At 67.4% G+C, this 11149-nt stretch carries 11 protein-coding genes; 4 read left to right on the top strand and 7 right to left on the bottom strand.

The annotated features are described in order from the left end of the window. Positions 1-408 precede the first annotated feature (408 nt). From DK254_RS33245 to pip, 7 genes are all read right to left on the bottom strand, one after another. The gene (locus tag DK254_RS33245; RefSeq protein ID WP_109937231.1) at positions 409-1143 is read right to left on the bottom strand and encodes an amino acid ABC transporter ATP-binding protein; all 735 of its coding nucleotides are present in this window, start codon (positions 1141-1143) and stop codon (positions 409-411) included. Continuing rightward, positions 1136-2098, bottom strand: coding sequence for an amino acid ABC transporter permease (locus DK254_RS33240; RefSeq protein WP_109937230.1), 963 nt, complete (start codon positions 2096-2098; stop codon positions 1136-1138). The genes DK254_RS33245 and DK254_RS33240 overlap by 8 nt, the downstream gene beginning before the upstream one ends. A 72-nt stretch (positions 2099-2170) precedes the next feature. Next, positions 2171-2968 carry a transporter substrate-binding domain-containing protein gene (locus DK254_RS33235; RefSeq protein ID WP_109937229.1) on the bottom strand — a complete coding sequence of 266 codons (798 nt, stop codon included), beginning with the start codon at positions 2966-2968 and terminating at the stop codon, positions 2171-2173. A gap of 236 nt (positions 2969-3204) precedes the next feature. After that, the gene (gene mdoH / locus DK254_RS33230) at positions 3205-5790 is read right to left on the bottom strand and encodes a glucans biosynthesis glucosyltransferase MdoH (RefSeq protein ID WP_109937228.1); all 2586 of its coding nucleotides are present in this window, start codon (positions 5788-5790) and stop codon (positions 3205-3207) included. Next, on the bottom strand, positions 5783-7357 hold the full coding sequence (locus tag DK254_RS33225) for a glucan biosynthesis protein G (RefSeq protein WP_109937227.1): 1575 nt from the start codon (positions 7355-7357) through the stop codon (positions 5783-5785). Before DK254_RS33225 ends, mdoH begins: the two co-directional genes overlap by 8 nt. A 215-nt stretch (positions 7358-7572) precedes the next feature. Continuing rightward, a complete protein-coding gene (gene dtd, locus DK254_RS33220; protein ID WP_109937226.1) occupies positions 7573-8010 on the bottom strand; it encodes a D-aminoacyl-tRNA deacylase in 438 nt (145 codons plus the stop codon). Further along, positions 8007-8978, bottom strand: a complete 972-nt coding sequence (gene pip / locus DK254_RS33215) for a prolyl aminopeptidase (protein WP_109937225.1) — start codon at positions 8976-8978, stop codon at positions 8007-8009. The genes dtd and pip overlap by 4 nt, the downstream gene beginning before the upstream one ends. 111 nt (positions 8979-9089) lie before the next feature. Here pip and DK254_RS33210 point away from each other — a divergent pair, with 111 nt between their 5' ends. The 4 genes from DK254_RS33210 to DK254_RS33195 all read left to right on the top strand — a co-directional run bounded on the left by DK254_RS33210 (position 9090) and on the right by DK254_RS33195 (position 11023). After that, positions 9090-9524 carry a hypothetical protein gene (locus DK254_RS33210; protein ID WP_109937224.1) on the top strand — a complete coding sequence of 145 codons (435 nt, stop codon included), beginning with the start codon at positions 9090-9092 and terminating at the stop codon, positions 9522-9524. Next, a complete protein-coding gene (locus DK254_RS33205; RefSeq protein ID WP_109937223.1) occupies positions 9521-9994 on the top strand; it encodes an NUDIX domain-containing protein in 474 nt (157 codons plus the stop codon). The genes DK254_RS33210 and DK254_RS33205 overlap by 4 nt, the downstream gene beginning before the upstream one ends. A 44-nt stretch (positions 9995-10038) precedes the next feature. After that, positions 10039-10500, top strand: coding sequence for a M23 family metallopeptidase (locus tag DK254_RS33200; RefSeq protein ID WP_177412144.1), 462 nt, complete (start codon positions 10039-10041; stop codon positions 10498-10500). 91 nt (positions 10501-10591) lie between these two features. Next, positions 10592-11023 (top strand): hypothetical protein, encoded by a 432-nt coding sequence (locus tag DK254_RS33195; RefSeq protein ID WP_109937221.1) that lies wholly within the window; start codon positions 10592-10594, stop codon positions 11021-11023. Positions 11024-11149 lie beyond the last annotated feature (126 nt).

Here is an 11149-nt window from a genome sequence, read left to right as displayed (position 1 = left end):
AGCTTGAGCGAAACCCATGCGGTCATGGTGATGGGTATCGCTTCGCTCCACCCATCCTACGGAACTTGCCCGTGCGCAGGACCTGTAGGAGCGAGCTTGCTCGCGAATTGGTTCGCGGCAGGCATTCGCGAAGAGCGCCCTCTCCCCAGCCCTCTCCCTGAAGGGAGAGGGAGCCGTCTGGCGTTGCTTAAAAGTCCAGCGTCATCCTGCAAGCCCGCTGTTTCCGGCGAGTACTGAAGAACCACTTCACGCCGAACAGTCCCCTCTCCCTTCAGGGAGAGGGTTAGGGAGAGGGAGCGGCGTTCAACCGACACTCAGTGGCCAAAGGGAAACACGGTTCGCGAGCAAGCTCGCTCCCACAGGCAATAAAAGCCGCCCCAAGAGGCGGCTTCTTCATTCACCAAACGCTCAAAGCACCTGCCGCAAAAAGCTCTGCGCCCGCGGGTCGGCCGGCTGTTCGAAGAACTGCGCGGGCGGCGCGTCCTCCAGCAGCTTGCCGTGGTCGAAGAACAGCACGCGGTCGGCCACTTCGCGGGCGAAGCCCATCTCGTGGGTGACGCAGACCATGGTCATGCCTTCCACCGCCAGGGCCTTCATCACGTCCAGCACCTCGCCGACCATCTCCGGGTCCAGCGCCGAGGTCGGCTCGTCGAACAGCATCACCTTGGGGTCCATGCACAGCGCGCGGGCGATGGCCACGCGCTGCTGCTGGCCGCCGGACAGGCGCGAGGGGTACTCGTTGGCCTTCTGGCCGATGCCAACCTTCTCCAGCAGCGCCCGGGCCTTCGCCTCGCGCTCGGCCTTGCCGCGCTTGCGCACCACCTTCTGCGCCAGGCACAGGTTCTCCAGCACCGTCATGTGCGGGAACAGGTTGAAGTGCTGGAACACCATGCCGACCTCGCGGCGGTAGGCGTTGATGTCGGTCTTCGGGTCGGCCAGGTCGAGGCCGTCGATGCTCACCGAGCCGGAGTCGAACTCCTCCAGGCCGTTGAGGCAGCGCAGGAAGGTGGACTTGCCCGAGCCCGAGGGCCCGATCACCACCACCACCTCGCCCTTGTCCACGCGGGTGGTCACGTCGTCCACCGCGCGCACCACGTGGCCGCGGGTGTCGAACACCTTGGTCAGGTTGCGGACTTCAATCACTTTGCCCGAGCCTCCGTTCCAGCCGCCCGGCCAGGTGCGACAGCGGCAGGTTGATGACGAGGTAGAGCGCGGCCACGCAGAACCAGATCTCGAAGGTGGAGAACGAGGTGGTGATGGCCTCGCGGCCGCTCTTGGTCAGTTCGGTGATGGCGATCACCGAGACCAGCGAGGTGTCCTTGACCAGGCTGATGAACTGCCCGGCCAGCGGTGGCAGCACGCGCTTGAAGGCCTGCGGCAGGATCACGTGGCGCATCGACTGCGCCGCGTTCAGGCCCAGGGAACGCGCCGCCTCGTTCTGCCCGCGGGCGATGGACTGCACGCCGGCGCGGACGATCTCGGCCACGTAGGCGCCGGTGAACAGCGCCAGCGCCGCCACCCCGGCGAACTCGCGGGACAGGTTGAGCACGGTGCCGATGAAGAAGTAGAAGATGAAGATCTGCACCAGCAGCGGCGTCCCGCGCACCAGCTCGACATAGAGCGTCGACAGGTCGTGCAGCGTGGGGTTCTTCGACAGCCGGCAGAGGCCGGTGAACAGGCCGATGGCAAGGCCGATCGCGCCGGACACGAAGGAGATCCACAGCGTGGTCCACAGGCCCCAGGCCAGCGGGCCGGCGGCCCAGTGGCGCTGCACGCCGACCACGTCGCCTTCGTCGACGTCGTCGTTCTCGGAGAACTGCAGGCTGTCGCCGGCCACGTTCAACACCTGCTGCCGGCCGTCGTCGCCGACCAGGGTGACGCGGGCCTCGCGGCCGGAGTCCTCGATCTTCTCCACCCGCGACACGCTCTCGGCGCGCTGCGGCTCCTCCGCCTGGTAGGCGAAGTACTGGGGAACGCGGTTCCAGCGCCACTCGTAGGAGATCAGCGAGGTGGAATACCAGATGGCCAGGCCGATCAGCAGGAGGATCAGCGCGGTCAGCCCATGCCAGGGCCAGGTGGGGCGTTTGTTTCTAGTCACGTATCTGTACCGTGAAAATGCGAACGCGCAGGCCGGGGCCTGCGCGTCGGGTCGAACAGCTTGGGACGCGGATTATTCCATGTCCTTCAGCCAGTCGGTGCTCTTGAACCACTTGTCGTGCAGGCGATCGTAGGTTCCGTCCTCGTGGATCTGCTTGAGGAAGTTGTTGATGAAGTTGATCGAGTCGTAGTCGCCCTTCTTCAGGCCGAAGGCCAGCGGCTCGTAGGTGAACGGCTGGTCGAGGAACACCAGCTTGCCGGCGCCGAACTTGCCGACCGCGACTACGTTGTAGGGCGAGTCGTAGATGAAGGCGTCGGCCTTGCCGTTGACCACGTCCATGACCGCTTCGGGCTCGTTGTCGAAGCCGTGGTACTGGGCCTTGGCCAACTGCTTCTTGGCGACGAACTCGCCGGTGGTGCCGACCTTGGAGGTGATGCGGTACTTCGGATCGTTCAGGTCCTTGTAGGACTTGATGGTGCCTTCCAGTTCCTTGCGGATCAGCAGGGTCTGGCCGACCACCGCGAAGGGCTCGGTGAAGTTGATGCGCAGGTTGCGCTCCTGGGTCAGGGTCAGGCCCGAGCCGATCATGTCGAACTTGTCGGTCAGCAGCGCCGGGATGATGCCGTCCAGGCCGGTGGAGACCAGCTCCAGCTTGACGCCCATGGACTTGGCCATGGCCTTGAGCAGGTCGACCTCGAAGCCGACGATCTGGCCGCGCTTGTTGGTCATCTCGAACGGCATGTAGGTCGGGTCCATGCCTACCCGCAGGCTGCCGCGCTTGACCGCCTCGTCGATGGCGCCGGCCTGTGCCGCGGTCACGCCGACCAGGGCGCAGACGCCCGCCAGCAGCGATGCCAGATACTTTTTCATTCCCCACACTCCCAGACAGTCGAAATTGAATCGTGCGCACTCCGGCACGGCATCCAGTGGCGGTCTTTCTGCCGCGCAAAGCCTCGCCGGGCGCTGAAGGGTGCGAATCCTACCCTCTGTCGCCGTCCGTCGGGAGACTTTCTGGATCGATGGCGCAGGTTAACAGCAGTCCGGTGCCGGGAAAACCGTCGCGACGACCTGCCACTCCCCGCCGGGCGGCGGGGAGTGGCACGCCCTCAGGACTGCGCGGCCGGCATGCCCACGCCGGCGCCGGCCGGCGGCGCCAGGGGCAGCGCCGGGCTGTGCGCGTCGGCCTGCACCGACTTGCGCCAGGGCTCCAGCCAGTTCTCGTGGCCGCCTTCCCACACCTGCAGGTGCAGGCGCGACAGCGCCACCGGGTCGCTCAGCAGGGCCAGGCGGGCCTCGCCGGCGACGGCCTGCGGGCCGCCTTCCAGGGCCTGCTGCACACGCCGCTGGCGCGCCGCCTCGATGGCCTCGGAGCGGGCGTGGCGGGCGGTGCCCATGGCGCAGGCCAGGGCGTTGAGCAGCGGGTCGGAAACGCTGCGGACGAAGCCGTCCTTCAGCGCCTGCCAGCGGTTCTGGTAGGTGTACTCGTCGGTGGAACGCAACTCGCGCGGGGTGTCGTATTCCTCGGGGATGAGGAACAGCTTCTCGTCGCGCGAGGCCAGGCCCAGGTTGACGCGACTGGTGATCACCGACACCGGGATGGACAGCATCAGCGAACCGACGATGGGCGACAGCCACCACAGGAAGCGCGGGTTCAGCCACACCACCAGCAGCGCCCAGGCCAGGCCCAGCAGGGTCTGCATGCCATGGCGGCGCAGCGCCTCGCTCCACGGCGTGGCGTCATCGTCACGCTGCGGCGACTTCCACTGGGCTTCCCAGCCGAGGAAGGCGGCCAGCACGAAGCGGGTGTGGAAGAGCATGCGCACCGGCGCCAGCAGCACCGAGAAGAGCATTTCCAGGAGCATGCTCAGGGTGACCTTGACCACGCCGCCGTAGGCCCTGGCGCCCTTGGCCCAGATCAGCATGACGCTGAGCAGCTTGGGCAGGAACAGCAGTGTCAGGGTGGTGGAGAACAGCGCGATGGCCTTCTCCGGGTGCCACTGCGGCCAGATCGGGAACAGCTGGCGCGGCTCCAGGAAGTACTGCGGCTCCATCAGCTGGTGCACCGCCAGCAGCGCGGTGGACAGCACCAGGAAGAAGAACCACAGCGGCGCCGACAGGTAGGACATCACCCCGGTGAGGAACACCGCGCGGTGCACCGGGTGCATGCCCTTGACCAGGAACAGGCGGAAGTTCATCAGGTTGCCGTGGCACCAGCGGCGGTCGCGCTTGAGCTCGTCCAGCAGGTTCGGCGGCAGTTCCTCGTAGCTGCCCTCCAGGTCGTAGGCGATCCACACGCCCCAGCCGGCGCGGCGCATCAGCGCGGCCTCGACGAAGTCGTGGGAGAGGATGGCCCCGGAGAACGAGCCCTTGCCCGGCAGCGGCGCCAGGGCGCAGTGCTCGATGAAGGGCTTCATGCGGATGATCGCGTTGTGCCCCCAGTAGTGCGACTCGCCCAGCTGCCAGAAGTGCAGGCCGGCGGTGAACAGCGGGCCGTAGACGCGGGTGGCGAACTGCTGCATGCGCGCATAGAGGGTGTCCATGCCCGAGGCCTTGGGCGCGGTCTGGATGATCCCCGCCTCCGGGTTGGCTTCCATCAGCCGCACCAGCTTGGCCAGGCAGTCGCCGCTCATCACGCTGTCGGCGTCCATCACCACCATGTACCTGTACTGGCTGCCCCAGCGCCGGCAGAAGTCGTCGATGTTGCCGCTCTTGCGCTTCACCCGGCGCCGGCGCCGGCGGTAGAACAGCTTGCCGAAGCCCTTGGTCTCCTGGCACAGCTCGATCCAGGCCTGCTCCTCGGCCACGGCGATGTCGGCCTGGTAGGTGTCGCTGAGGACGAAGAAGTCGAAGTGGTCCAGCTCGCCGCTGGCCGCCACCGACTCGAAGGTGGCGCGCAGGCCGGCGAAGACCCGCGGCACGTCCTCGTTGCAGATCGGCATGACGATGGCGGTCCGCGCATCGGGCGCGATCGGCTCGTTGCCGGCGCTGCTGCCGGAGATGCGGTAGCGGTCGCGGCCGCTGAGCAGCTCCCAGAAGCCCATCAGCGCGGTCCAGAAACCGGCCGAGACCCAGCAGAAGAGGATGGCGAAGAGCAGCAGCACGCCGAACTGGATGAGGTACGGCAGCACCTGCTGGAGGGTCTGCAGCCAGGTCTGGCGGTTGATCTCCTCGAGGTCGATCAGCGCCCAGCCCTGGTACGGCAGGATGCCCTTCATGTAGTAGGTGGCGATGCTGGTCTGGCCGAGCATCAGCAGCAGCAGGATCATCCGGCGCAGCGAGCCGACCCGCTGCCAGCGCGCCTTGGGCAGGTCGCGCGCGGGTTTGGACGGGTTGCTGCGACCGAGCAGGCGACGCCAGCCGCGCACCAGCACGTTGGTCCGCCAGGGTTCGGGCAGCACCTTGGTGCGCTGGATCGGCGGGGCCGCCCTCAGGTAGGCGCGGCCGTTGTCGTCCAGGCCGAGCATGCCGGTTTCCTGCAGCTCCTGGCCGTAGCCGAGCAGCAGGCGCGGGCCGATGGAGCCCAGCGCCACGTCGTCGGTGGCGGCCGGCGCGGTGCCGGCCTCCTCCGCCAGGCGCTGGTGCAGGTCACTGAAGGAAGCGCTGCGCGCCAGGCGCTCGCGCCCTTCCGCGGTCAGCGGAAGGTGCTCGAGGTATTCGCCCAGCGAAGCCTTGTGGGTGGTGGTGTTATTCATCGGCAGGCAGCTGGTAGCTCCAGGTTTCGGACAGGGTCTGTCCATCTTTGACCAGGGCCGCACGCATTTCGGTCGGCTTCTTCGGATCCTTCACCTTGATCCGCAGGGTCAGGCGCCAGCCCTGGGTCACCGGGTTGTAGCGCAGGTTGTTCTCCTTGACCTCGGCATTGTCGTCGGTGCTCACCTGGGTGGTCACCGCGGCGTCGGCCGGCAGGACCTTGAGGTTGGCGCCCTCGAAGTCCACCACCAGGGCGGTGCTGCCGTCGGGCTGGCGGATCAGGTTGGCCTGCTTGACGTCACCCACCGAGCGCAGGGTCTGCTTGACCTGGGCGACCTTCTGCGAATGCAGGGCGTCCTCGTCCATGGTCCAGTGCATGCGGTAGGCGTATTCCAGCGGCTGGCCGGCTTCCGGGCGCTTCTCCGGGTTGAAGAAGGCGACGATGTTGTCGTTGGTCTCGTCCGGGGTGGGGATCTCGACCAGCTCGACGCTGCCCTTGCCCCACTCGCCGCGCGGCTCGATCCACAGGCTCGGGCGCAGGTCGTAGCGATCGTCCAGGTCTTCGTAGCGGCTGAACTCGCGGCCGCGCTGGAGCAGGCCGAAGCCTTTCGGGTTCTCCACCGCGTAGCTGCTCACCGAGAGATGTTTCGGGTTGTTCAGCGGGCGCCAGATCCACTCGTCGTTGCCGGCATGGATCTGCAGGCCGGTGGAGTCATGCAGCTCCGGACGGAAGTTGTGCTGCTCCGAGGGCTGGTTGGAGCCGAACAGGAACATGCTGGTCAGCGGCGCGATGCCGAGCTTGTTGACCTTGTCGCGCAGGAACACCTTGGCCTGCACGTCGACCACGGTGTCCTTGCCGGGGCGCAGGACCAGGCGGTAGGCGCCGGTGGCGCGCGGCGAATCCAGCAGGGCGTAGATCACCAGGTGCTTGTCCTGGGGCTTGGGCTTCTCGATCCAGAACTCGCGGAAGCGCGGGAACTCCTCGCCGGACGGCAGCGCGGTGTCCAGCGCCAGGCCGCGGGCGGACAGGCCGTAGACGTGGCCCTTGCCGACCACGCGGAAGTAGCTGGCGCCGAGGAAGGTAGCGATCTCGTCGAGCTTGTCGGCCTTGTTGATCGGGTAGAGCACGCGGAACCCGGCGTAGCCGAGGTCCTTGGTGGCATTGGCGTCGAACTGCAGCGAACCGAAGTCGAAACGCGCAGGATCGTACTTGATCTCCTTGACGCTGGTGGCCGTCACCTCGTTGATCTTCACCGGGGTGTCGAAGTGCATGCCCTGGTGATAGAAGCTGAGCTTGAACGGCTCCTTCTCGTCGGCCCAGTAGGCCTTGTCCATGCGGAAGCGAATCTGCTGGTAGTCGGCGAACTTCATTTCGCTGAATACCGACGGCAGGTTGCTGGCCGGCGCGCTGTACTTCTCGCCTGCCAGTTTCTTCGCCTCGCCGGCGACGTCATCGATGTTGAAAGCCCAGGCGTGACTGGCGCCCAGAGCCAGGAAAGCGGAGCCGACCAGCATCAGGTCGCGCAGGAAATTACGGGAAGCGGTGTGTTGAACGGAACGAAAAATCACGAGTCCCCCTCGTCCGTGAACTTGAAAAAACCAAGGCCGGCCCTGGCAATGCCAAGGTGCCGGCGATTGAATTCCGACCCCGGTGAGCCCGAATGATTCCCCGCGATCGCGAAGAACCCTTGCCCGGCCTTGCGGCCCGGGCTTCCGGGGAGCCATTGTTCTAGTCGCATGCGAGTTGCCATCATCCTGCGGCCCGATTACGGACTGCCGCCTGTTCACGCCTCCAGAAGAAAGGTCACCGGCCCGTCGTTGACCAGGTGGACCTGCATGTTGGCGCCGAACCGGCCGGTAGCGACCAGCGGATGACGGGCTCGTGCCTGATCCACGAGATGTTCGAACAGCTCGGCGCCCCGGGCCGGCGGCGCCGCGCTGGAAAAACTCGGCCGCAGGCCCTTGCGGGTATCGGCGACCAGGGTGAACTGCGAGACCAGCAGCAGGCCGCCGCCGGTGTCGCCCAGAGAAAGGTTCATCTTACCTTCAATATCGGCGAACACTCGATAGTTAAGCAGCTTGTGCAGCAACCGCTGGGCGCTCGCCTCGTCGTCCTGCGGCTCGACCCCGACCAGTGCCAGCAGGCCCTGGTCGATGGCGCCGACGATTTCCCCGTCGACTTCCACCCGCGCGGCGCTCACGCGCTGGATCAGCGCCTTCATTCGGCCTCCGGGGGCAGGTTCAGCAGGCGCCGGCCGATCTCGTTGGTGGCGCGCACCAGGGCATCGGCGATGCCCGGCTCGCTGGCCGCGTGGCCGGCGTCGCGGACGATCTGCAGCTCGCTGTTCGGCCAGGCCTTGTGCAGCGTCCAGGCGTTGTCCAGCGGGCAGACCACGTCGTAGCGGCCGTGCACGATGACGCCGGGCAGGTGGGCGATGCGGTGCATGTCGCGCAGCAACTGGTCCGGCTCGAGGAAGGCGGCGTTGACGAAGTAGTGGTTCTCGATGCGGGCGATGGACAGCGCGCGGTGCGGGTCGCTGAAGCGGTCGACCACCGCCGGGTTGGGCCGCAGCGTCGCGGTGCGCCCTTCCCAGGTGGACCAGGCGCGCGCGGCGTGCATCTGGGCGATCTGGTCGCTGCCCACCAGGCGCTTGCGGAAGGCCTGCATGAGGTCGCCGCGCTCGTCCGCCGGGATCGGCGCCAGGTAGTCCTCCCAGTAGTCGGGGAACAACTGGCTGGCGCCCTCCTGGTAGAACCAGCGCAGGTCCTGCGGGCGGCACAGGAAGATGCCGCGCAGGATCAGCGCGTGGACGCGCTCGGGATGCGCCTGGGCATAGGCCAGCGACAGCGTCGAGCCCCAGGAGCCGCCGAACAGCACCCACTTCTCGATGCCCAGGTGCTGGCGGATGCGTTCCATGTCGGCCACCAGGTGCCAGGTGGTGTTCTCGTCCAGGCTGGCGAAGGGCGTGGAACGGCCGCAGCCGCGCTGGTCGAAGGTGACGATGCGGTACAGGTTGGGGTCGAAGAAACGCCTGGACAGGGCGTCGCAACCGGCACCCGGGCCGCCGTGCACGAAAAGCACCGGCAAGCCGTCCGGTATGCCGCTCTCATCCACGTAGAGGACGTGCGGTTCGTCGACGGCCAGCTGGTGCCGGGCGTAAGGCTTGATTTCCGGATACAAAAGCTGCATGGCGCACTCCTGAATCTTTACGTACGGTCCGTCCCTCGACCGGATACCATCCCTTGCGTGTCGGGCATGATACCTGTGCCCGCGCAAAACCGATAAAGGAGTTCACTCGGGATGCCGAGGAAGTTGTATCTTTGCCTGCTGTGCGTCATTTGTCTGCTGGGCGGGTGCAGCGGCGACTCCCCCCAGGGCCAGTTGAACGACGCGGTGCGCCAGTTGCAGCGCAACCTCGACGAGCGCGCCACCAGCGCCGTGCTGGCGCAGCTGCACGAGGATTTCCGCGCCCAGGGCGAATACGACCGCGACTGGGTGCGCCGGACCCTGGCGCAGGTATTCGTCCAGCAGCCGCGGGTGCGCTTCATCACCCTGGGCCGCAGCAGCCGCGTCGACCGCAACTACGCCGACGTCGGCCATTCCCGGGCGGAACTGGCGCTGACCGGCGGCGACGGCCTGCTGCCCGAGCGCCGGCGCAACCGCCCCTACAGCGTAAGCCTGGAATGGCGGCACGACGGCGACACCTGGAAGCTGGCGAGGCTCGACTGGCGATGAACCCACTGCAACACCGCATCCGCGCCGCCGGCCTGCTGGTCCGCGAGCAGAGCATCCTGCTGGTGCGCCACGAGGTGGCCGGCGACGTCTACTGGATCCCCCCGGGCGGCGGCTTCGAGTCGCAGTGCGACCGCTCGACGCGCGACACCGTGAAGCGGGAATGCCGTGAAGAAACCGGGCTGGAAGTGGAGGTCGGGCCGCTGGTGTACGTCCGCGAATTCGCCGAGCCGCTGGCCGGGCGCTTCCACATGGAGCTGTTCTACCGCATCGACGCCTGGCGGGGCGAGCTGAGCCTGGACAACCTGCGGGGCCTGGGCGGCGACGAATTCGACATCCGCGAGGTGGCCTGGGTGCCACGTGCCGACCTGGGCGCCCTGCCCTCCTTCTACCCCGCCGAGCTGCTCGACGACGTCTGGGAGCGCCTGGCCGCGCCGGCGCCGCTGATCCGCCACCTGGGCCTGCAGGTGTGAAACGCCGCTGGCTGCTGCCGCTCGCCGCGCTGCTGGCCCTGCCGATGTTGCTGCCGGAGCGGCCGGTCATCCCGGTGCAGGGCGCCAGCCAGCGGGACTGGAACCGCCGCTCCTTCTGGTACGAGCCCTGGGGCATCTCCGGGGTGCACAAGGGCATCGACATCTTCGCCGAGGCCGGCACCCCGGCGCTGTCGCCGGTCCCGGGGCTGGTGCTGTACCGCGGCGAGATCGGCCTGGGCGGCAAGGTGGTACTGATCCTCGGGCCGAAATGGCGCCTGCATTACCTGGCGCACCTGCAGGCCTGGAACGTGGCGCCGCTGCAGCCGGTGGGCCGCGGCCAGGTGGTCGGCGCGGTGGGCAGCTCGGGCAATGCCGCCGGCAAGCCGCCGCACCTGCACTACGCGGTGCTGTCGCTGTTGCCGCGGCCCTGGGCGGCGACCGACGAGACCCAGGGCTGGAAGAAGATGTTCTTCATCGACCCCGGGCGGTTCCTCCAGGCGCCCTGAGCGGCGAACTTTGGAAACACTCCCGGCGTGGCCGCAAGCCAAGCATCTGCGCTACGGTGCCGGGCTCCCCGTCCCTGAAAAGGAGTTCGACATGCTGGCCAGGATCCTCGCCCTGCCCCTGCTGCTGTGCCTCGCCCTGCTCGCCGGCTGCGGCAAGGACGACCCGCTGGCGGCGCTGGAGGCCGCCGTGCAGCAGCTGCAGACGAACATCGAAGCGAAGAAGAGCGGCGCCGTGCTCGACCAACTGGCCGGCGACTTCCGCGCCCAGCAGGTCAACGACCGCGACTGGGCCCGGCGCACCATGGCGGTCCTGTTCCTCCGCCACCAGAACATAGGCGTGCTGGCCCCGGCGAAGAACAGCTGGATCGACCCGGCGGTGTCGCGCCGCGGCTACACCGAGGCCAAGGTCGGCCTGACCGGCGCCGAGGGGCTGATCCCCGACAGCGCAAGGCTGTACGACGTGAAGCTGGAATGGTGGCTGGAAGACGGCGAATGGAAGCTGGCGCGGCTGGATTGGGAGTGACGCTCGCGCCGTCCCCTGCGCGCGAATCGCGGACGAAGTCCGCTCCTACAGGTTGCCCTGAGGCACGGCATTCCTGCCCGTAGGAGCGGAACTTTTCCGCGATAGCCGGACGTATCGGCGCGATTC

This window comes from Pseudomonas sp. RW407, assembly GCF_003176655.1.
Taxonomy (GTDB): Bacteria; Pseudomonadota; Gammaproteobacteria; order Pseudomonadales; family Pseudomonadaceae; genus Pseudomonas; species Pseudomonas delhiensis.
Note: the sequence above shows the minus strand (reverse complement) of the source record. Positions and strands in the feature narration are given on the sequence as shown.

What these genes read in the sequence shown, in the direction of transcription:
- DK254_RS33235 (WP_109937229.1), bottom strand. Translation starts at nt 2,968, where the DNA reads ATGAAAAAGTATCTGGCATCGCTGCTGGCGGGCGTCTGCGCCCTGGTC.
- mdoH (WP_109937228.1), bottom strand. Translation starts at nt 5,790, where the DNA reads ATGAATAACACCACCACCCACAAGGCTTCGCTGGGCGAATACCTCGAG.
- dtd (WP_109937226.1), bottom strand. Translation starts at nt 8,010, where the DNA reads ATGAAGGCGCTGATCCAGCGCGTGAGCGCCGCGCGGGTGGAAGTCGAC.
- pip (WP_109937225.1), bottom strand. Translation starts at nt 8,978, where the DNA reads ATGCAGCTTTTGTATCCGGAAATCAAGCCTTACGCCCGGCACCAGCTG.
- DK254_RS33210 (WP_109937224.1), top strand. Translation starts at nt 9,090, where the DNA reads ATGCCGAGGAAGTTGTATCTTTGCCTGCTGTGCGTCATTTGTCTGCTG.
- DK254_RS33205 (WP_109937223.1), top strand. Translation starts at nt 9,521, where the DNA reads ATGAACCCACTGCAACACCGCATCCGCGCCGCCGGCCTGCTGGTCCGC.
- DK254_RS33200 (WP_177412144.1), top strand. Translation starts at nt 10,039, where the DNA reads ATGTTGCTGCCGGAGCGGCCGGTCATCCCGGTGCAGGGCGCCAGCCAG.
- DK254_RS33195 (WP_109937221.1), top strand. Translation starts at nt 10,592, where the DNA reads ATGCTGGCCAGGATCCTCGCCCTGCCCCTGCTGCTGTGCCTCGCCCTG.